Annotated in this window: 11 protein-coding genes; 1 reads left to right on the plus strand and 10 read right to left on the minus strand. The window is 35.4% G+C overall.

The window, feature by feature from the left end:
* Positions 1–202: 202 nt before the first annotated feature.
* The 10 genes from B3C18_RS15260 to B3C18_RS15305 form a co-directional block, all read right to left on the minus strand.
* On the minus strand, positions 203–2,227 hold the full coding sequence (locus tag B3C18_RS15260; RefSeq protein WP_291148317.1) for an aceric acid hydrolase: 2,025 nt from the start codon (positions 2,225–2,227) through the stop codon (positions 203–205).
* Between the two features lie 122 nt (positions 2,228–2,349).
* Entirely contained in the window at positions 2,350–4,809 is a 2,460-nt protein-coding gene (locus B3C18_RS15265) for a pectate lyase family protein (protein WP_291148320.1), read from the minus strand.
* Position 4,810: 1 nt separating this feature from the next.
* Positions 4,811–7,150, minus strand: a complete 2,340-nt coding sequence (locus B3C18_RS15270) for a DUF5703 domain-containing protein (protein WP_291148323.1) — start codon at positions 7,148–7,150, stop codon at positions 4,811–4,813.
* A gap of 212 nt (positions 7,151–7,362) precedes the next feature.
* A complete protein-coding gene (locus B3C18_RS15275) occupies positions 7,363–8,787 on the minus strand; it encodes a sialate O-acetylesterase (protein ID WP_291148325.1) in 1,425 nt (474 codons plus the stop codon).
* 268 nt (positions 8,788–9,055) lie between these two features.
* Positions 9,056–12,454, minus strand: a complete 3,399-nt coding sequence (locus tag B3C18_RS15280) for a glycosyl hydrolase (RefSeq protein WP_291148328.1) — start codon at positions 12,452–12,454, stop codon at positions 9,056–9,058.
* Positions 12,455–12,542: 88 nt separating this feature from the next.
* On the minus strand, positions 12,543–15,884 hold the full coding sequence (locus B3C18_RS15285; protein WP_291148329.1) for a glycoside hydrolase family 2 TIM barrel-domain containing protein: 3,342 nt from the start codon (positions 15,882–15,884) through the stop codon (positions 12,543–12,545).
* A gap of 241 nt (positions 15,885–16,125) precedes the next feature.
* Complete coding sequence (locus B3C18_RS15290) at positions 16,126–17,250, minus strand: glycosylase (protein WP_291148331.1); 1,125 nt, start codon at positions 17,248–17,250, stop codon at positions 16,126–16,128.
* Between the two features lie 200 nt (positions 17,251–17,450).
* A complete protein-coding gene (locus tag B3C18_RS15295; protein ID WP_291148332.1) occupies positions 17,451–19,076 on the minus strand; it encodes a hypothetical protein in 1,626 nt (541 codons plus the stop codon).
* 326 nt (positions 19,077–19,402) lie between these two features.
* Positions 19,403–21,589, minus strand: coding sequence for an alpha-rhamnosidase (locus B3C18_RS15300; protein ID WP_291148334.1), 2,187 nt, complete (start codon positions 21,587–21,589; stop codon positions 19,403–19,405).
* Positions 21,590–22,016: 427 nt separating this feature from the next.
* The gene (locus B3C18_RS15305; protein ID WP_291148336.1) at positions 22,017–22,802 is read right to left on the minus strand and encodes an AraC family transcriptional regulator; all 786 of its coding nucleotides are present in this window, start codon (positions 22,800–22,802) and stop codon (positions 22,017–22,019) included.
* A gap of 128 nt (positions 22,803–22,930) precedes the next feature.
* Between B3C18_RS15305 and B3C18_RS15310 the strand changes: the two genes are divergently transcribed.
* Positions 22,931–24,142: an MFS transporter gene (locus B3C18_RS15310; protein ID WP_291148338.1), complete on the plus strand. Its 1,212-nt coding sequence runs from the start codon at positions 22,931–22,933 to the stop codon at positions 24,140–24,142.
* The last annotated feature ends 129 nt before the right edge of the window (positions 24,143–24,271 follow it).

Here is a 24,271-nt window from a genome sequence, read left to right on the forward strand (position 1 = left end):
CTGCTGTGCGTCTCTACCGAAAATAAAACGAGAAATCGCATTATAAATTCAGTAATCTTAATTGCTAATCTTTGTCGAGTTACTTGTGCGATTCCTCGTTCCTCAGAATGACAAACTGTACGATTAATAATTTTAGAAATTTAAAAATCCGTTTTAAATCCGCGTCTTTACGAAGTAAATCCGTTTCATCAGCGTACAAAATTTAATGCGACATCCAAACCGTCATTTCCCCTTTTCCTTTATTTCCCCATGCAAAATACGGAATCAGTTTTACAGGAACCACAGTCGCATCTTTAGAAGAAAGTGGTTTATATAAAGTTTTATTCCATGAATTATTAGAATTTAGTACCGCTTCTGCGTCAATGCTGACTAAATTTCTATTATTCAAGGTAAAATTATTAATTGTAAATTTCGAATTTACATTTAAAGCCACATCATTTACACTAGTTTTCGCAGGAAGCTGATCAGATTCCAAACAATAAACCAAAGGCCCTCTTTTTACGGCTATCTGATTTTTAACTTCTTCAACCAACGGATTAGCTTCCATTAACTCAACTGGCATTGGAAGATTCAATTCAATCACATCTCCTTTTTTCCATTTTTGATTTAATTTAAGATAAGTTCCAGAAATGATTTTATCATTAATCTTTGCATTATTAATTGAAACCGAAGCATTCTGACTCCAGCCTGGAATTCTTAAAAAGAAATTCTGTAAATCTTTTGGTGCTTTTACAATTTTCAAGGTTATTTTTCCGTCCCAAGGATAATTGGTTTGCTGCTCAATTTCGATTTCTTCTCCGTTTAAGAATTTTGTTTTCAATTGATTACTTCCGTATAAATTTACATACAAACCTTCTTTTGAAATATTGTATGCATAATTTCCAACTTCGGCAATGGTTCTGGTTACGTTTGGCGCACAACAGTTTGACAATGCAATATAGCCTTCACGTTCATTTCCCCAACGTTGATGAAATGGTAAATCATTAGAAACATTCAGCGGATTATTATACAAGAATTTTTCTCCTTCTAAATCCATTCCCGAAAGAACACTATTGTATAATGCCAATTCTACAACATCTGCATATTTGGCATCGCCGGTAATTTGGAGCATTCTCCAGTTCCATAAAACATTTCCAATATTAGCGCAAGTTTCGGTATGTGCCGTTGCATTTGGCAATTGAAAAGGTCTTCCATAAGCCTGATGAATTTTTTGTACATCGGCAGGATTATAAGACGTTCCGTCTGGTGAAACTCCATCGTACAAAGAGCCACAGCCTCCTGTAATGTACATTTTTCGATACGTTACATCATCCCAAATAGATTCTAAATTGTCTAATAATTTCTTTTCTCCCGTTTCGGCATATAAATCGGCAACTCCCGCGTAAAGGTAATTCGCTCTTACGGCGTGCCCCATTGCAGTTGTTTGCTGTCTAAACGGAATTCGATCCTGATTATCATCGGTTCCGTCATTTGTGGTTCCTCTAATGTCAATTAAATTATTGGCTAATTCCAGATATTTCGGATTTTTAGTCGTTCTGTACATTTCGACAATTCCCATATAATGTGATGGACAAATTGCATTTCGAGCCAATTCTGGCGAAGCTTTTTTGTAGAAATCATATAAGAAATCAGCAACGCCTTTTGCAATATTCAGGAAATTAGTTTTTCCTGTGGCACGATAATGAATACAAGCTGCAGTCATTAAATGCCCCATATTGTATTTCTCAAAACCCAATTGTTTTTTCACTTCTTCCGGGCCTAAAGTTCCCCAGCGTTCGTCAATTAAAACTGGTGTATGAATATAGCCGTCTTTACGCTGAACTTTCGCGAAAAGTGCAATGGCTTTATCCATTTCGGCATCGAGTTTTTTATCTTTTGTTACGGCATAAGTGGCTGCCATTCCTTCAAAAATCTTATAAAAATCACCATCATGAAACGAAGGCCCTTTAAAAGCTCCTTTGCTTAAACCAGCTGCAATTTCGAAGTTTTTATAAGCATGCGAAATGGAATCGTTATGATACAAATCCCACATATAAGGCAGCGTGTTTTTGGTTTCTACATCAAATTGTTCTTTCCAGAAACCGTTTGTCCATTTTACATCTTGTAAACCTACACTTTGCAATTTCGAATAAGGACTTTCTGAATTGGCAACCAAACCTTTATTCTGTGCCAATACTCCAGCACTAATAAAAAACAAACTAAGGGAAACATTTAATAAATTTTTCATTTTATAATGATTTTGAACCATATAAGTAATATAAGTTCATTTAAACTAAACTTTCTTGAACTTAAACCACATAGCATTAAGTCAATCTTATAATTTCTTATATCACTTATATGGTTTACTATTTATTTTACGAAGAAATTAATTGTTCTGCTCATTGAATCTCCGTCTGCATCTTTTACGGTTAAGACGAAAGAAGCGAATCCTTTTTCAACTGCTGTAAACTCAATTTCTTTTCCTTTTAAAACCACTTTTCCATTTTTTAAATCAGAGAAAGTATATACAGGTTTGTTTTCATAACCTTTGAAATAATCTGTTGCACTTAAAACCTTTTTCTCTCCTGAATTCACAAAATAATGAGGTTGAGCCAGCCAGTCTAAATAATTATCCAATTGTGTAAACCCGTCTTTATCTGTATCCTGATTAGCATCTGAAAAATCTCCAGCTTTTGAATTTTCGTTTAAACCAAAAGCTTTTTCCCACCAGTTTGGTAATCCGTCGTGATCTGTATCCCAATCTGTCGGACGAGTTTCTGATGCAAAATTTGGCCATCCGCCTGCGTCTTGTTCGTTATCAATCATTCCGCCTAAACCACTTTTACTTCCTTTAAAAGTAAAAGTCCCTTTTAAAGTTTCATCAATAACTCTATTATCGTGTTTATCAAAAAACGGCTGATTTGCACCTACATCTGAAAGTACATTTTTATAAGCCGCTTTCGCTGATTGTGTTTCTACATAAGAAGGAAAAAATGGTTTATCAACAAAAGTTTCATATTCTACTTTCTCATTATGACTTATAGTAGATTTTCTGCCTTTATCCTGAGATTTCTCATCAAAATAACCCGGCATAATATTTCCGTTAAAATAATAACGTTGCATTCCTTTTCCAACACCTTCGTGCTGTGCATTTAACGCCACAAATATCTTAGTTGAAGCTCCCGGTTTGTAATAATTATTTACAAAATTAACCTCATTTGCACCACCGTCTGTAGTTCTCTGTCCCCAGTTGTAAACCACATTATTTGTAATATCCAATCTTCCTGTATAATAACCATCTCCGTTTAAACCACCGCCAATACTCCAGTTTCTTCCGTAATTATGAGACAATAAATTGTGATGAAAACTACCAATATCGCCGCCAATTGTAGCAGCAAATCCGTGCATTTTACCAACCTCATATTTATCATGCCCCGCTACATTTAAAGCTTCAGAAATTAAAGTTCTCTGTAAGGTAATATGATGTGCGCCACGCGAACTAAACGATTCATCAATTGTCCAGCTGATAGAACAATGATCGATAATACTGTAATCAGCACCCGTTAATCCCATTCCGTCATAAGTAGTTCCACCGCCAATTCTCACTTTTAAAAATCGAACTACACCATCATTTCCTGTCAATCCAATTGGCGCTCTGCTGATTGTAATTCCTTCGCCCGGAGCAGTTTGTCCCGCAATAGTGATGTAAGGTTGATTTGCCACTAATCGCGAAGCCAGTTTTATATTTCCCGAAACATTAAAAACAATCGTTCTTGGCCCAATTTCCTGATTTACAGCATCACGTAAACTTCCCGGTCCATCGTCATTTAAATTGGTAACTTCAATTACTTTTCCGCCGCGTCCTCCCACAGCGTAACGTCCGTAACCTTCAGCTCCCGGAAAAGCTAATTGTGCCGGTTTAAACGACCAAACATTTCCTAGAGTTACCTGACCATTGTTATCTACTTCATCAACTCTCCAATAATAGGTTGTACCACTGTATAAATCAGAAACTGCAAAAGATTTATCAGTCAATTTTCCTTTAAATTCTTTTGAAGTTTCTGTTGCATTTTCTACGGCGTTTTTATCTTCACCAAAATACAACTTATGAAATGCAACATTTTTTACAGCATCCCATTTTAAAATCAAATTTTTACTCACTTCAACATGTTCGTCTCTGTTTTTTGGTTCCGGAGTACGCGCCTGATTCATTAAGTTTGGTGTATCAATTTCAAAACCATTAATTACAATCTGTTTTATAACATCTTGATTTGAAGTTGGATCAATCTCAAAACGAACGATTACATCTTTACCATTTTCAGCATTAAAAGTAATATACGCCATCGCTGCATCAATTTTAGCATTGGCTCTTTGACTTGCATTTACGGTTTGCTCCAATTTTCCGTTTATGTAGATTTTTATAGGAGAAAAAGTTTTTCCGGTAATGACATCAAAAGCATTATGAAAAGTCAAAAGCGTATGTTTTCCTGCTTTTAATCCGGTGATTTTCATTTCTAAATTTTCAGCCGTAACCAAACCGTCACTTCCTAATTTATTGTAAAACGGAGCGTTCATACCCACTTTATACCATTTTGAGGTAAAGTTTCCTTTTAATTTAAATGCTAAATTATTAAATGTTTTTTCAGCTTCTTTTTGATCGCTTACAACCCACGAATCATAATTTACATCATGAACTTCTTCTAATTTTCTTTGAAAAAAGTCAAAGTCTACTTTTACAATTTGTTTATCAGTATTTTGAACTGATTGTGCTTGTCCGTTTGTCGCCAAAAGCATAGACAAAACTGCAACTCTTAATAATTTCTTTATCATTTTAGTTGGTAATAGTTAGTTTATTTTTTTCTTCTATTGAAATCCCTAACAGATTTATAATATCTTTTTTTCTTTCTTCCGGAATTACTTTTAAAACCTTCAATTCTCCATTTAGAAGTTCGGCTTCTACGGTTGTATTTTGTTTTGCGTGTAATTTGAAATGAACATTCCAGTTCTTTGGCCATGCCGGAAAAAGATAAATTTTCCCATTTGCTTCCTGCAAAAGCATTTCCTGCATACCAATCATTCCCGATCCGCCCCAATTATGATCTGGAACCCAGTCAAAACCCGGACCCCAAAATGCAGGAAAACGTCGGTCAGAATTTACCATTTTTAAAGTATTGTATTTTGCTGCTTCTTCAGTTAAACCCAAACGAGCCGAAAAAATATTATCCTGCTTCCAGCCAATATGACTTCTAAATTTTAAAGCATCGGGATCGTATTTCCATGTATTTAATGCCGTTTCTAAATCTGGTTTTCCAATACCATAAATTCCCCAAGGATAAACGGGATACAATTGCGGAACTTCAGAATTATTAACTCTTTCCCAAGATTTTGCAGGAACTAGTACTTTATGATTTTCGATTTGCCCGAAATTTAAAGGCGGGATTCTAGTTTGAAATCCTTTTACATATTCCAATTCTTCTTTTGATAATTGTTCCGAAGAAAGCTCTAAAAGATTGGCTGTAATTACCTGCAACGCAGAGATCGTACTATTAGAATTATACGCCATTTTATAAGTTTCAGCACCTGAACCCGGATATAAAACTAATTTTCCGTTTCCGTCTAATGCTTTTCTTCCTCGCTGTTTCGCCAGATATTGATAATGTTCGTCAAAAAATCGAAGACAGCTTATAATAAACGAATTGTATTTCTGAATATCTTCTCCAGCATATTCTTTCTGCTGTAGCATCATTTGACAGAATTCGAAAACCGTGTCCCATTCATATTCCAGCCAAGCATTATATTCCATTCCCGGATCGTAATCTGCAGGACGTTTCCATTCGTATTCGGCAGGGTTTGGCAAACCAAAATTTTCTAATTGTTCTGTAAAAGATGCCCCGTTATGGTTCCAATACACTTTACTTCTTAATTCAGCATTTTTCTGTAAACTCAAATAATAATCCAGCTGTGATTTCATCATATCAAAATCACCGCTTTTTACCATCGGAAAATAAACCAATCGCTGATTTTGAGCGGTCATCGTTCCTCCGCCCCAATTTCTAAAATCGGGAGTAAAATCTAAAGCTGCATTAGTAAAAACAGGGTCAACTGTAAATAATCCGCCGTTGAATTTTGTTGGATATTTTCCGTACGCATTGCATCCTAACATGTATCGAAACAACTGATAATTCTGCCCGATTTGGTAAACCGAATCTTTCTCAATCGATTGATTTTTTTGAGTAAAAATAAAACTGCGGTTCCAGAAATTATTCCACCATTTTTGAGTATTTTTTTCTGCTTGTTTGGAAGTGTTTTTATTAGATGAAATCTGATGTTGCAATCCTTTATTCCAAGTATTTAAATCTGATTGACTAGTATTTAAATAAAGCTGTAACGAATGTTTTTTGGATGATTTAATACTTGATAAAGTAAAACCTTTAAAATCTGTCGATTGGTATTTTCCTAAATACGTTCCATCGGGTTTTAGGTTATCGCCCGTCATAAATCCACCGAAAGTCAAATTCGCAATCGGGTTCAGCATTTGTTCTTTAACCGATTCCATTTTCTGTTGTTTTACGGCTACATCAAAAACGGTTTGCTCGCGATTTCTATGATAGAATTTAATTCCGTCATTTTCAAATGAAATTGAATCTTTAAAAATAACAATATCTCCTTGCGGTGCCCATTTATAAGAATTCGCATTATTGTTTTTTCCTTTTGAATCACGGTTTTTATAACGCCAGCTTTCATAAGATGCAGTCATTTTAAGCGAAGTTTTACTTTCTAAATCTAAATGAATTATTGGTTTAAAAACATCTGCCCAAAGTTTGATTTTAGTGTCATTCTGCCCAACTAAAATATAACCATCTTTTAATTTTAATTCCTGATGAAAACCTTCTTTTCCGGCAAAAGGATTCGGACTTAAAGTCACTTTTACCCGACCTAATTTTAATAAAGTATTATGTTCATCAAAAGTTCCGCTTCGGGAAAAATAAAAATACAAATCGCCATTTTCTACCCAGACATTCATACCAACATCTCCGCCTCCCAAAGGCATAGATTCTGATGAATTGCTGCTCTGTGTATTCCAAACCTGATTATAATTTTCAAGCACAGGAATTTGCGCCTTAACTAAAAGCGATGCAAAAAGAAAAAATAAAATTATTGTATTTTTCACACTTATTTATTTAGGCATAAAATTACTTAAAAATGGAGAGCCACTTTGCATTAATATTTTTTATCGAGTATGTTGATTTATTTTATCTGCTTTCAAGAAATACCTGCCAACCATTAAATAGCCAGCAGGTTAACTCAAAAAATCTTTTAACCAATCAAGTAATAACTTAAATGAACTTATAAGACTTGAAATATCATAAAAGGTTTAATCGATTACCAATCATCTGTTCGAAAAGATGAAACTGGTAAACCTCCAGCACTAAATAATTCTGCTTTCGCGAAATCTTTCCATAAATAACGAACAGCAACTGGTTTAGCAACTTTATCTGAACTCAAAACCACTGATTTTCTTCTCACAACTGTTTTTGCTGGATAAAACACCTTATCTTCTCCCGCTATTTCAAAACCGGTAACTTCTTTATCATAAGACGTAATTCCATTCGCAGCATCATCAAAAGAAACCGTAACCGAACCGTCTTTTATTTCCATCGATTTGTATTTCGGACTTTCGAATTCGAAACCTTCAATTCTGTAAGTTTTCGCCAAAGCCTGAAAAGCCAAACGGTTTCCTCCTTTTTCTTTGTCCATTGGATGAATATTATTTTCTTCTCCAATGTCCATTAAAACGGCCATTCCTGAATTGGGAATTTCTTTTGAAGCTTTTAATTGCGCTTCTCTTATATAAGCTGAATTGTATTTTTCTAAATAATCTTTTGGATGAAATGAAGCATAATTAAACGGTGCAATCTGAGCATAGTAAAACGGAAAATCTCCTTGTTTCCACAAATCTCTCCAACTTGAAACCATTTTTTTCATTAGAGAAGTATACTCAGAAGCTCTTTCGTAATTTGATTCTCCCTGATACCAAATACAGCCTTTGATTCCGTAACCAATTACAGGCGAAAGCATTCCATTAAACAAAGTAGTAGGAACACGGTTTGGATCTTTTGCCAATTCTTCTTTTGTAGTTGGAATTTTAGCACTTGCAAAATCTTTCAACATTTCCTGATTCATCCACGCTTCCATACTTGAACCGCCGTAAGAAACATGAATCAAACCAACTGGAACGTCTAAAACTTGCTGTAAAAGTGAACCGAAATACCAAGCCGTCGCACTAAAATTAGAAGTCGATTTTGGAGAAGCTACTTCCCATTTTCCTTCAAAATCCTGCAAAGGTTCTAAAACCGTAGCGCGTGGAATCGTGATTAAACGAATGTTTTTATTGGTAGATCTTACAATGATTTCGTTTCCATTTTTAACGGGTTGGCCTTGAAATCCTTTTAACGGCATTTCCATATTGGATTGTCCTGAACACAGCCAGACTTCGCCAATTAAAACATTTTTAATGAAAACTTTTTCCGTTCCTTCTGAAACTTCAATCGTAAATGGCCCGCCAAATGATGGTGTTTGTAATTCTGTTTTCCATTTTCCAGAATTGTCTGCTTTTACTTTATAGATTTTAGAATTCCAAGAAGTTTTTATCGCAACATTCGCGTTCTTTTCTGCCCAGCCCCAAATTGGCGCATTTGATTTTTGCTGTAGCATCATATTGTCTGTAAACAATGCAGGTAATTTGATTTTGGCATTAATTTGAAGGCTCGCTAAAATCGTTAATAATGCGATAATTGATTTTTTCATTTCTACTATGTTTTATTAGCCACAGATTAAATGGATTACAAAGGATTATTAATCTGTGGTTATTTTATTTTTCAATTGCCTCCAGCTTTAGTTGGAGGTTATATTATTTTTCAACATCTCAGGCTTTAGCCAAACTAACTTTTTGGCTAAAGCCCTTATCTTGTTATCTTTTAAACCTCCAGCTAAAGCTGGAGGCAATTGATTTTCTTTTCTTTGTATCACAGATTAGAAAAATCTTTTTAATCCTTTTAATCTGTGGCGAAAAAATTTATTTTTCTTTTACAATACTTACTGGCCCTAATAAACCTGCTTTAAGCAATGGTTCTCCTTCTAATCTATATGGTGTATTTGTCCACGTTAGCCGCTCTTCTTTTGGTAACTTTTGGTCGCCCATTAATCTATTGGCCCACGTGTTTGTTATTTTGATTTCTATCGTATTTTTTCCTTTTTGTAAAGCTTTTGAAATATCTGTTTTGAAAGGGAAAGTCCAAAGTGTTCCGCAGTCTTTTCCGTTGATTTTGATTTCGGCTATATTGGCAATTTCACCTAAATCAATCCAGATTTTATCTGTGTCTTTTCCTCTCCAGAAAAACTCTTTTTTATAAACCACAGTTCCTGAATAATACTTAATCTGATCATTGTCTGAAGTACTCCAGTCAAAAAGTTTATTTGTTTTTACAATTTCTTTTGGACCTTTAAATGCCGAATCAAATTGTAATTCCCAGTTTTCATCTAAAGTCTGAACAGTTTCAAATTCAGAAGATTTTCCTTGAGCTAAAACTTCTTTTGTTTCCTCTTTAAAAATCACAAAACCAGATTCGTTTGCATCTAAATTAATAGTCAAAATTGTTCTTCCATTTTCTATTTTCCAATTAGCTAAAGCCGAAGTTTTATCGGTTACGGGATTGTACCATTTCGGAACTTTACCAGCTATTCTGAAAGAAGCTTCAAATGTTCTTTTTTCTTCTTTTTGATTAGAGATAAAATAAACATCTTCCGTTTCAGATTTTCGGTGTGTCCATGCAATTGTTTCAGAATCGGCTCTGTTTAAATTTGGAAAATAAACGTCTTGAGTGATTCCAATTGAAGCAAAATCATTTTCTAAATAAGGCAATTTAATAACCGTTCCCTTTCCTATTTTCCAAGTTGACGTATTGGAGTTATTCCAAATTTCATCAATTACATTCTGCCATTTTTTTAAATCTTCATTTGATTGTAAACCCGGTTCTAAATTTGGTTTTTCATCTACAAAAATTGTCGCTCCATCTTTTACTAATTGCAAGATTTTTTCGGCGGAAGCCAAAGAAAGCAGCTTATTTGGTGCCATTTTATGACTTCCCGGAAACAATAAGGCTCCGTATTCAATTCCGCCTCCAAAAGAGATTTTTCCATTGGCAACTTTTGCGCAGTTTATCAAAACATCGACATTGAATGAATCGTATTGATAACCATTCATAGCGTTAATCCATTGCGATAAATCGGTTGAGTTTTTAGAAAAACTTACTTCTTTTGGAATTTTAGTACTTGGCTGTCCTTCATTTTTCAAACGAATAACTTCACTTTCAATTCTTTCCTTTCCAAAAACATTCGGAATAAAAGGCACTAAACGATCCGGAAGTATGGAACGCGAAGGTAAATCCTCGCCAATAAAGACAGCTAAATCAATAACAGGTTTTCCTTTTTGCAACTGAAATTGTACTCTTTGGCAATATTCAAACCAAGCTTTTCCGGGTTCCCACCAAGTTTGGTCTCTTTGAAAATACGTTCCAATTCCGTCCAAAGTCATTCCGGGTTTTCTGTCCAGCCACGGATTATGCACAAAAACGTGATAGAAAAAACGGTTAATTCCCAAAGCATAATTTCTGTCGGCAACCACTTTTAAATTTCCCGGATGTTCGTCCCAATCCATTTTTAAAGCCGTAAAAGCTTCTGCCTGAATAATATCTTTTCCGTAAATATGTCCACCAGAAATAGCGTCTAACATATCATTTGGTTTATCATGCGTTGGGCTCTTCAGCCAAAATTCACCGCTTGGGTAATCAATATATTTAAAATGCAAAAGTCCATCGCTCATCATCGTTGGCGCCACATTTTCTGAACTGAATTTTACATTTGCATTGTCAGCAATTTGTCGTAAAGTCCCGAAGAAATTTTCGGCAACCAGTTCTGAAATCGTCTTTCTAACATCGTACAACACTTTCTCCGAAGTCTGAATATCTTTTACAGGAATTCCCGCCATAACAGGCAGATACTCTACAATATCATAACCTCTGCGGGCTTTAAATTCGTTTCTAAAAACAGGCGACCAGTTTTGGCTTCCACATTCCCAGCTGTCCATATGTAGAATTCTAACTACTTTTGAAGCTAATTCTGGACCCGCAACACGAAGCATTTCGCCAAACCAATGATCCAACTGAAAACGAATGGCTTCGGCATTAAATTTATCAACTTCTAAACCTCTTCCCGCTCCTCCTGTTGCATTTTCATGTCCTGTAGATGTATGTCCGAAACGAATGATTCTCCAATTTCCTTTTGCGGAAGCTTTCCAATTTAAAACACCTTTTTCATCAATAAACTTCGAGATATTGATCATTTTTGATGGATCGATACAATCTTCAACGTTGATTTCTTTTTCGGTAGTCTGCGGACTTAATCGCCAAATAGCTCCCGATTTTCCTTGATAATTATCGATTAAAGGCTCATTTGATAAATAGATTTTAGCCACTTTTAAGCCTTGATTCCATTTTGCAGGATCTAAATCTTCTGCTCCTGGTTCTGTTCCTTCGGGATCGTAAACGAATCTAAAATATTTGGCTTTTGTGGGAACAATACTGTGTGTATAAAACGCATCAACATCTTGCCAGCCGTGACGTGGTGTTGTTAATCTTCCTAAACTTCTGAAATTTTTTCCATCATCACTGACTTCAATTAGTAAACGATGCGCCTGATAATTATTTCCTTTGGTTTCAATTTGAATGGATTTACATAAAAAAGGTTCATCAAATTCGTACTGAATCCAACCCTTTTTCGGCATTCTAAATAGCCCGTCCTTATCTGATGAACTTAAAGTTGTCGCATCAGCTTCTGGATTGGTTGATGTTATTTTTGGACGTTTTTTATCCGATGTAATAAAACTTTCTTTTATCGGAATGGCAAATGCTGCAATATCTTTATAATAGTTTTTATAATGATTTGGAACGGCTAATTTTAGGTTTTTAAAGTTGTTTCCGCTAACGATAGTATCTTTCCAAACGACCTTTTGCATTGAAATTTCGGGTGTTATCCAAGGTCCTCCGGCAACGGCAAAACCATCGGCGGGATGAAATCCAATTTTCACTCCAACCCGATCCGCTTCTGTTAAAGCCCAATGCACCAAATCCCAAAATTCTTTGCTTAACTGCAAAACTGGCGGATCAATCAACGGCGGATTTGCCGGACCTTTAATCGTCATTAAATACGCACCTTCAATACCTGCTCTTTTCATCGCTTCTAAATCGGCAGTAATGCCTTCTTTAGAATACGCGCTTTGCATCCAATACCAATATGTCCACGGTTTTGAGGATTCTTTGGTAGGCTGAAAAAAGGTATTTTCTTTTTTATGGATTTCCTGTGCGGAAAGGATTCCCGCAAAAAGTAAGATAAAAAAGAGGTGTTTTTTTTGAAACATTACTGTTCTTGTTTTGTCTTTGCGAGGAACGAAGCAATCTCATAACGAGAGCAACTAAGTGTGATTGCTTCGTTCCTCGCAATGACCATTAATACTTAAATTTCTTCAAACTACTTTCTAATTCATTTTTTGAACTGTTGAAAGGCGTCAAATAAAAACTATATTCATAATCTCCAGACTTAATTTGATACTGTTCTAAAGGTTGTGCAACCAATGTCCAGCTATCATTTCCTCCCACTCCCATTTGAATTAAATCGATATTTACCGTTAAAAATCCCGGATCTTTCAAATCATAGGTATGACCTGCAGAACTTAGGCTTTCTTGTGTATATGGCCACGCGCTCATACTTAAAAGTTTTGAATCGTTTACAACCAAAAATCCTTTGTTTTTCTGCGGAGTGCTCAACGACATCCATCTCACATCACATCTGTTTCCGTTTTCCTGTGGTTTTGGATAATGTTCGATAAAATCATTAATTGGAAGCGAATATTTTCCAACAAACGAACCAAAACTTCTGTCGTTGTAATTTTCTAATTCTCCTTTTCCGTACCATGAAATCTGATCGAATTTTCTCTGAACTCCCATCTGCATTCCGATTTTTGGAATGTTTGGTAGTTTGCTAGAAGCTTTTAAACTGTAATCTACTTTTATTAATCCGTTTGGTAAAATATTGTAGATCACTTTTACCCTTGCACTGTCTTTTATAACTTCATAATCGCTTGTAATTTTAATTTCAGAAGCTGATTTATCAATTGAAATGTTAACCAATTTTGGTTTTGCTTTGTACCATTGTTTCAACAACTTTTGCGATTTCCATCCACGTTTGTCGTTATCTGTGAGCGGTCTAACAAAGTTAGGAAGCAACGGAGCAAAAACTTGTTCTTCACCATTAAAAACATAGGAACTCAAAGCTCCGTTTGCTTTTCCAATTGTAATATCAAAAGTTTTTCCTTTGATTTTAAAATCGGAATCTGACTCAGAAACGTTTACAATTTCTTTTTTAAATTCTGGTAAAACAGCTTCTTTCTTTTTCAGCAAAAACTGATCTTCAGCAACAGCGTAACCTTTAGAAGCCCAAAGTTCATCTTTTGAAAGCTGAAATTCTATATTTAAAATATATTCGGCATCAGCCTTCATTTTTGGAAGATAAGAACTGATATCTAAAGTTGTGGATTGTCCTGCTTCAACTTTAAATGGTTTTAAAATCTGAGTTTTTATAACGTTTCCGTTTTCCAACACTTTTAAAACCGGAATATAACCTTCTAACGATTTAACCGCCTGACGATTTTTAATTTCTAATTGATTTCCGTTTAAAGTTGAAATCGCTGGCTGATACACCCATTTGTTTTCAAAAATCGAACCTTTTGGTTTTCCGTTAGAATCTACAATTCCTTTCGTATTGAAGTTTCCGTCGTGGTATTTTTCGCCAAAATCTCCTCCGTGAGCAAAATATTCCTGACCAGATCTGGAATCAAATTTTACTAATCCCTGATCTTTAAATTCCCAAATACAGCCTCCAATAACTCTTGGAAGCGAACGAAATTCATCCCATAATTCTTTTAAATTTCCAACCGAATTTCCCATCGCATGAGAATATTCAACGAAAATAATTGGTCGAGTATCTTTCTTTTGATCAACCAAAAATTTCGGAGTAAAAACGCCCGGATAAAAACGGCTGACCATATCAACATACGAATCATCTTGCGGATTTTCGAATCGATATGCATGATCGATTGTTTTTGGATATCTAGGATCAAGCGGATCGATATAACCGTCTAATTTTGCATTTCCCTGTGCTGGTTCGTAATGTACGGGACGCGTAATGTCGAAATCGTGAACCCAGCCCGACATTGCAGCATGATTTGGTCCTTTTCCGCCTTCGTTACCCAAACTCCACATTACGACCGATGGATGGTTTTTATCTCTTTCAACCATTCGAATCATTCGTTCCATATAAGCATTTGTCCAAAGCGGATCGTTGCTTAATTTACCGCCAATTCCATGTGTTTCCTGATTCGCTTCGTCCATTACCATAATTCCGTATTGATCGCATAATTCGTAGAAATAAGGATCATTTGGATAATGACTTGTACGTATAAAATTGAAATTGAACTTTTTAATGGTTGTAATATCTTGTTTGATGTCTTGTCTTGTCAAAGCTTTTCCTCTTGTCGGATGATGATCGTGACGGTTTACGCCATACACGTAGGTTTCTTTTCCGTTGATGAGCATTTTTCCGTTCTCTTTCGAAAATTCAATTGAACGGAAACCAACTTTACAACTTTTGGCTTCGGTAACATTTCCGTTTTTATCTTTTATGGAAATGACCATTGTGTATAAATTCGGTTCTTCTGAACTCCATTTCTTTGGATTTTTAATGTTTTCCTGAAAGAATCCAAAACGAACATTATCCAAACGAGGATAACTTTCGTTGATTAAATCAATCACAGGTCTTTGAAGCGGTTCTTTGAAAATTGCTACATTATTAGCATCGTACAACTGAACGTTCATCGTATAATCTTTGATTTTTTCTCCTGTAAGATTTTCTACTTTCGGACGCAATTTAAAAATCGCATCTGTGTATTGTTTGTCTAATTTCGTTTGAACAAAGAAATCCTGAATACGTAATTTTGGCTCAGCCATAATGAAAACTTCACGCTGGATGCCACTCATGCGCCAGTGATCCTGATCTTCTAAATAAGAACCATCGGTCCAACGGATTACACGAACAGAAACTACATTTTCTCCTGCTTTTAAATAAGGCGTAATATCAAATTCTGATGGTAAAAAACTATCTTCTCCATAACCTAAAAATTCTCCATTTAGCCAAACTTCAAAACCTGAACTTACGGCTCCAAAATGTAGCGTAATGGTCATATCTTTCCAGTTTTCCGGAACGGTAAAACTGCGCTGATACGAACCAATTCCGTTATAATCTTTAGGAATATATGGTGGATTTATCGGTCTAAAAGGATAAACGGCACTTTTGTAAATTGGATTATCGTACCCTTTCATTTCCCAGTTTGAAGGCACTTCAATTTTATCCCAGCCAGATACTTTGTTTTGGTAAAAATCCTTTGAAGATTCTTTCTGATTTACGGCATATTTAAAATCCCAATCGCCGTTTAACATCTGGATTCGGCTTTTGGTTCTGTCTCCTTTTAATGCATCTTCTACAGAAGTATACGAATAAGCAGTTGCTCTCGAAGGTTGTCTGTTGATGCTTGTAACCGTTGGATCTTCCCAAGGTGCAAATTGGTATTTTTTGTGAAGTTCTGGAATTCCCGCTGGTTCTCCTGTTACGGATTGGGCATGAGTGTAAGTTGTGAATAGTAAAATGTAAAATGCATACGCCAAAAATCGTAATCTGAAAAATGGATTATTGTATTTTGATTTTGATGTAAACATTGGTTTTATATTATTGTTCATTATATTTTCTAATTGTGTAGTCCCTACGGGACAAAATTTGTTTTTCGGTAATCATTTTTCTACCAATATTTAACTCCTATCGGAGTATCTCGTAGAGATTAATATTGTTGACTTCCAGACGATATAAATCCGCATTATAATATTAAACTCTATTGGAATATCTCATAGAGATTAAATATCGGTAACCAAAAGCCACACCAGTAAAAATGTCCCGTAGGGACTATATCTATTACGCTTAGTTTTATTTCTTAACTTTCTCAGGCGGAGCCACAAAATTCAATTTGCTTTTTCCTAAATCTTTAGAAGTTGCGATTGCAATTCCTCTTTGTTCTGCCTTGTTAACGGCGCAGTAAAAATGATAGACAACGCCATCATGTTTTACGACAAATGATTTATGCGCAAACATATCATCATAAGGTTCAGATGATTTAACCAAATCCTCACCCTTCCAGTCCGTCCAGTTTACTAAATCATTCGAAACGGCAAAACGGTTGAATGCACCTTGATTCCAACCCGTCCAAAAAGCTCCAAAATAGAACATCACCCAAGTATCATTAATTCGCTGAATATAAGCATCTCCCGAAATTCCTTTATGATGATTGATTAATGGTTTATCACCATAACGTTTCCAGGTTCTCATATCGTTTGACACAGCCATAGCAATACGTTCTGCTCCTTTAGCAGGATTTATACTGTCGCCACGGGCATTATAATACATGATAAAATTGTGTCCCGTCAATTTATCTTTATCTCGAATCACACTGTTTTTGTACATGGTGCTATTATCCCACCATTTGGCATCTTTGTCTTTTGGTGTTAAAACCGGATTTTCTAATCTTTGAAATTCGTGTGGTTTTGTCGGCGCTTCTTTGGTATATGCCATTCCGATTGATAAAACACCTGCTTCGTAACCTTTGCTGTCTCCACCAAAATAACTCATCCAATATTTGTCATCGTACTTTTCCCATTCGTAGCTTCCACCCCAAGTTGGATCTTGCAGTGAAATATATCCTGCTTTTTGGTTAACGTCCCAGTGTTTTTCATTTTCTGAAAATGACATTACTTTACCTAGATATTTCCAGTCTAAAAGATTATCGCTTTCTGCAAGCCAGGTTTCATACCCCCTTCCATCGTAAATTAAATACGTCATATACCATTTTCCGTCTTTTCTAAATACACTCGGACAATCCATTTTGTATGAGTTGTCGGTAGGAATCATCACCAAACCGTATTTATAAGGCGTTTTGATTTCTTCGTAAATCTCCTGCATTACGCTGTCGGTGATTTCTCTTTTCTTGTATTTAGTTGCACAGCTGGTTATCGCAAGTGCTGAAATGGTTAGGATTAGTAAATATTTAATTTTCATTTTGGTTATATTTTGGTACGCGGATGACGCCGATTTACTTCTTAAAGACACGGATTGTTACGGGTCTTCTTTAATTTATTTTAGCAACTTTGTCAAAGTTCAAAACTTTGACAAAGCTTATTGCGCTTACAAAATAAAAATCTGTGTAAATCAGCATTTTTACGAAGTAAATCCGCGTCATCTGCGTTCTATTTTCTCAATTATTTCTTCAATTCCTTTAAACGTGATTCCATTACATCTTTGTTTAATTTTACTTTTACCATTCCTGTTGGATGAAATCTTCTCTTCAAATCGATGGCATTATAAACTATTGTGTAAACATCATTTCCTTCTGGGATTAAACACAAAGGCGTTCTCATAATATCCCACCATTTATCAACTTTAGTCTCTATTGGTAAATAATGCGCTTCTGCCCAATTAACGCCGTCTGCTGATAATGAGTACGCAATCATGTTTGGTAAATGATGCCCCCATCCGTCCGGGCCTCCGTCGAAAATCGCGATATACAAACCGTTTGGTAATTGACTTACGATTGGATTTTCTACAAACTGCGGATGCATGGTTTTAATAGGTTCCAAACCTTTATTCATTCTCAACCAAGGGCCTTCTAAACTTTTGGATTCGGCTAAAGCCACAAACCAGCCTTTTGCTGATTTCTTCGGATAATCTGCCCACGAATTAAACGGATAAGCACCGCTGTAAAATCCGAAGTATTTATCACCAACCTGATATGGAAAAAACGAAGCAACGCCCTGACGTCCTTCCCAAGGCTGAGAATCTAATCCGGGTTCCATAATAATTCCCATATCTTTATAAGGTCCGCCAATTCCGTTGATTCCTTCAACTGTTGATTCGCAACGCCAAATTCTCCCGAATGAATGATTGGGTTCTATCTCTTTACTAACAGTATACGCCAAATAATAGCCATACCATTTGTTTGCTTTTTCATTAAAAACCGGCATATACGACCAAATTGCAGCACGACGATCATTCATCGGATTATCATCTTCTGTAACGGCGTAAGTTCCACTTGCTTGATAAATTGTAGATTCTCTTTTCCAATGGATTGCATCTTTACTTGTCCAATGTCCTATTTTGGTTTTTACACGATCGTAGTAATAATCAACTCCTTTTTCTCCAGCTCTTTCGGTTGGAAACATATGATACGTATCGCCGACTTTCACTACTCGTCCGCCTTCGAAACCACCTTGAATACCTTCTGTTCCCGACATCCCTTCATCGATAACGGGTTTATTTTCTCCGCCGATAATTTCGAAAAGTGGTTTTTCATCTGAAAATCCTTCAACTATGAATGTCGGATTCCAAAGTTTTCCGTCTGGAAAATTGGCATTTCTATATTCTAGTTTTTCAGAAGCTTTTACAACTCCTAAAACGGCAAATAATCCTTTTCCAAAATTTATAGTTTGTGTTCCTTTTGAAAATGAAACCGCATAAACATTTACAGTCGGCAATCCTGTTATGGTAATTCCGTTTTCTAAGATTAATTTGGCATTTTGAAGTTTATCAGCTTGAAGATATTCTGAATTATTCTCTTGAAAAACACCAATTAAAACCTGAACTGGCTCTTTAAATTTTAATTGTAATGAAGAATTAGTTCCGTTTTTATATTTATCTGAAGGAAGTTCAATTCCAGTCAAACCCTGTAATTCTGGAGATAAACGAACAATATTGTGTTTGCTTCCTGAAAATACATGAGCGTACTGTGTGGTTTTGAATGTCTTGTAATTTGATTTTACAATTTCAAACGATGCTGGTTTCCATGCTGTGGTTTGTGCTGTGGCTTGGATGCATGTTAAAAATAGCATTAGGAAAGCGGTTTTTAATTTGAAGTTGTGTATTTTATTTTTTGAAAACATTGTTTTTTTATTTTTTTATTGGCTTTTATTCTTTCTTATGCATTTCCTCCGATCTTGTCATTTCGAGGAACGAGAAATCTTCGCGAGAAACTCTACAAAGATTGGCGACATTCGGTGCGGAGCTACTTGCGAAGATTTCTCCTTACGTCGAAATGACAAACTGTACGTGATAATCTTTGTGGTTACGAGTGGGATTCCTCTTTCGTCGGAATGACAAACTAGACGTTATAAACTAGCGGCTAAATACTAATTACTAATTACTAATAACTCATAACTCACAAAGCCTTATAACTCACTTTATACTCCACATTCGGTTTTACAATCAACTGATATTTATTTTTTGCTAATTCTGTAATCGTTCCAGAATTTGTTTTAGGTTTACTGGCACTTTCAAAAATCAATTTTCCTTCTCCTTCGCCTGCTTTTACTTTGATTTCTTTGGTACTGCAATACACGGAAACTTCTCCATTTGGTGTTGGCACTTTTCCTTCCATCCATTTTAAACCTCCTAAATTTGGTTTGATTTCATATTCTGAATAACCTGGAGCGGTTGGTTTTACGCCTAAATAATATTTTCCTAATAAATAAATCGGACTTGCGCCCCAAGCATGGCAAAGGCTTTTTCCGTAAGGACGTCCGTACATTGTTAAATGTTCCGTTCCTTTTTTGTTCGGATTGTATTCTTCCCAGAAAGAGGTTGCGCCTTCATTCAGCATTCCGCCCCAATAATTTTTCATTTCTTTTAAAACGTAGTCTTGTTCGCCCATTGCGCACAAGGCTTCCAATTCGTAAAAACGCATGTATGGAGTTGTGATTTGAAGAACATCTTTATTAAGTAACACTTTATTTTTTACGCTTTGTTTTTGTTCTTCAGTAAAATAATTAAAAAATATACCGAACATATTAGCGTATCTCGTTACAATATTTTGAATTTTTCCATCGATACGCTGGTGTTTCATAACGTTTTCTTTTTTATCCCAAAAGACATCAAATAATTTTGTCTTTAAATCATTACCTAATTTTTGATATTGCTTTTTGTCTTCGGTTTTACCAGCAATTTCGGCACTTACCGCCATTGCTTCTAAACTTCTTGCTAAAAGCATTTGCTCAAAACTAACTTCGCCTGTTTTTGGAAGTCCGTCTGCCCAATCAATAAAAACCCAATCGCCTTCTAATGGTTCAAGGAATCCGTTTTTGTTTCTTCTTTCTAAACAGAAATCCATAAGAGATTTCATTCTTGGATAAAAAGTTTTGATGAATTTCGTATCGCCCGTATGCAAATAGTAATCGTAAACACCGACAAACCAATACAGCGAATAATCCATGATGATATTGACGTGAGCCGTTACAGGATCTTTTCCACGAAGTGCTAAAAGTGTTCTTTCTACCGAAGCCGAATCAAAGAACAAATAATAATTCATTAAATAACTTTGATAAGCGTCTCCAGACCAAACCCAACGGTCACGTTTGATTCCGTCTATAAAAAATTCACGAGACGTTAAATGCATCGTGTAAGCCGACACATCCCAAATTTTATTCAATTGTTCATCCGAAGATTTGAATGCGCCACGATAATCTAATGGCAAATATTCATACAACATCGAAATAGAATCGTATTTTACACCTGCATCTGCTTGAACTTGAACATAACGAAATGCTTTCGAACCGTCGTGTGTGTAGGTTTCAAGCTGTTTTCCATCAAAAGATAAATGATCTAAGGTTTCGCATTTAGCAGAATCCAGCGCTTCTTCACGAGATTCTCCATAATACAATGCTAGTTTTCCTTTTCCTTTTAAACCGTGAATTTTAATGTAACCAAAAGTTTCTTTCCCAAAATCTACTAATTGACCAGCTCCTACTTTTTCTGTTTTTTTTGCACTTAAAGGTTTGGTTGTTAGTTTAAAATCAGAAGGCTTATTTTCTGGCGAATTAAAATTCCAAGAACCAACAGGAACCCAAGGCGTACCAGATTGTTGTGCTTTTCCAGTTTCATCAATCCAAAGTTTATCTTCGTTGGTTACTTTCCAAGAGGCATCAGATTTAATATAATTACCAGAAATATAAATAGCTGGCAATACTTCTTGATTGTAAACTTTAAAGGAAATTTTATGTTTTCCGGCAGGAACTGTAATCGATTTTGGCTGTCCGTAAATTTGAACACCGTCTAAAAGCAATTGAAAAGGTCCTTCTGAATAGATTTTCACTTCGTCTGGTTGTGGAATATCTAATTCTGTCTGAAAAGTAACCAAAGCATAAGGGCTGTAATATTGCCAAAGTGGCGGAAATACTGCCTCGCGTTCTGTACGTCTTACCTGCATTTTATTGCTTAACCAAACTTCAAAATCTCCTGGATACCAGATCCATGTCGCTTCTTTTGGTTTTTCTTGTGCTAATACTAATGAACAAGAAAAAAGGGCAACAAAAAGAAGTAAAGTCTTAAAAATGGAAAAGCGGTTTAACATAGTTAGTGTATTTTGGGACTAAAGATAAGTGTTATCTTTACATTTCACAACCTGCACTATCCTGCTATTTCATAAAAAACAGTACTTTTTGATAATTTTTTAAGGGAAAAATTATGAGTTATCACTTTTTTAGTATTAAAAAAAATGATGTTGAAATTTTATGGTACGCTGATGAAACGGATTCGCTATAGCGAAGACGCGGATTTTATTTTTAACACATAGAAACATAGCATTACTTTGTCTATAAAAGGCGTTTCACTTGCATATATACACATAGCTATGTGTTAATGACTAGTCATTTTTTGTTATACTTAATTTCACAAAGTGAGTAAAAATCTATGTTTCTATGTGTTTAAAAAAATCCGCGTCAGTCCGCGTCTTTACGAAGTAAATCCGTTTTATCTGCGTTCTAAATTACGTTTATAATTTAAGCCGATAATTTATCATTTTCATCTTCTAAAATATAGTTAGAAGGCGTTTTACCCAAATGTTTCTTAAACATATAAATAAAGGCACTTGTAGTTTCGTACCCTAAATTGAAGGCAATTTCTTTAATGGATTGTTTTTCACCCAAACGTTTTATCGCTTCTAACAATTTTAGTCGAGTACGCCAGTCACTGAAATTCATTCCCAATTCTTTAATAAATAAACGAGATAAAGTTCTGGTGCTCATAAAAGAAAGTTCGGCGTAATAATCGATTGTGTTTTTGCTGGCAACATCATTCATCAACAGTTCAACAACTTTTTGAAGTCTTTCATGATTGGTTGTTGGCAGAAAAGTGGCACTTGGCTCAATTAAAGCCAATTCGTCCAAGAAAACAGAAATTATTCTGTGTTGTGGAGGTGTTAAATTTCCTTCTACTCCAAAAGAAATAATTTTGAAAACCAGCTGTTTTAAAAACATCGGAATATCAAAAGAAAAACTATTTGCTGGCAATCCTTCCATTGCAGATGGATCGATAAAAACGCTGTAGTAATTAACGTCTTTCTGAAAAGTAACCTGATGTTCTACTCCGCCAGGAAGCCACAAGCCCTGCAACGGATTCACGACCCAAATATGATTGCCCACTACAACATTCATCACGCCACGTGTAGCGTAGATTAACTGACCTCTTGGATGTGAGTGTGAAATACACATTTCATTGGTTACCATTTCGGTATAGCCAATAACTGGGATTGATGAATCTACTTGGTATCCAAAATCCGTGGCCATTCTATATGTCCGATATTGACTATTCATTGTCCAAATATAGCAATTCTGACATTAGTATTCTTTTAATCTTTGCAAAAAATAATACAGCTGTTGTTTTTAAACCTAATTTAAAAATCAAAAAATATCTCATGGACACTATTAAAGCAAATCCTGACATAGTTAAAAAAACCACCTATTCGATCTTATTCATTATCAGTTTTTCTCATTTAATTAATGATCTTTTACAGGCTGTTATACCTTCGGTTTATCCATTAATTAAAGAAAATTTTAATCTAAGTTTTACTCAAATTGGTATTATTACTTTAACCTATCAAATGGTAGCGTCTATTTTACAGCCGTTTGTGGGAATGTATACAGATAAAAACTCTAAACCTTATTCGCTAATTGTTGGAATGTGTTTTACAATGGTTGGACTTTTTCTGGTTTCGATATCTTCAAGCTTTATTTACTTATTATTATCAGTAAGTTTAATCGGAATTGGATCTTCTATTTTTCATCCTGAATCTTCACGTGTGGCGCATTTGGCTTCGGGCGGAAAAAGAGGTTTGGCACAGTCTATTTTTCAATTGGGAGGAAACGCTGGAAGTGCTATCGGGCCTTTATTAGCAGCTTTTATCGTTATTCCGCACGGACAATCTTATATCGCTTGGTTTTGTATTATCGCGTTAGTTGGTGTTTTTGCTTTGTATAAAATTGCGATTTGGTATACGGCACATTTATCTGAAAGAAATGCGAATAAAGCTTCTCACCAAATTGAAACGCATCATTTGTCTAAAAACCGAGTAATCGCTTCGTTGGTTATTCTACTGGTTTTGATTTTTTCTAAGTATTTCTACATGAGCAGTATTACGAGTTATTATACTTTCTTCCTTATAGATAAATTTCACATTTCAATTCAGCAATCGCAAGTATATTTATTCTTGTTTTCGGGTGCTGTTGCTGCAGGAACTTTGATTGGAGGGCCAATTGGAGATCGTTATGGCAGAAAATATGTAATCTGGGTTTCTATTTTAGGAGTCGCTCCGTTTACTTTAATGTTACCGTACGTTTCTTTATTCTGGGTTGGAACTTTATCTGTAATTATCGGATTGATTCTTTCTTCGGCTTTCTCAGCGATTCTGGTTTATGCAACTGAATTAATGCCTGGAAAAGTCGGACTTGTTGCGGGTCTTTTCTTCGGATTTGCTTTCGGAATGGGTGGTTTAGGTTCTGCTATTTTAGGTAAAATTGCCGATGCTACTAGTATTGAATATGTATTTAAGATTTGTGCGTTTCTGCCTTTGATTGGAGTTATTACTGGGTTCTTGCCTAATTTGGAGAAGAAAAAGAAGGTTGAGTAATTTTTTTATGCCACAAAGTCGCTAAGACGCAAAGTTTTTTAAAAATTAAGTTTTAATTGCGTCCCGATAAATCGGGATGAGAAAAAATATAAAGCTCAAAAGGCTTTAGCCAAAATATTTACAATTTGG

This window comes from Flavobacterium sp. UBA7680 (genome assembly GCF_002482975.1).
Taxonomy (GTDB): Bacteria; Bacteroidota; Bacteroidia; order Flavobacteriales; family Flavobacteriaceae; genus Flavobacterium.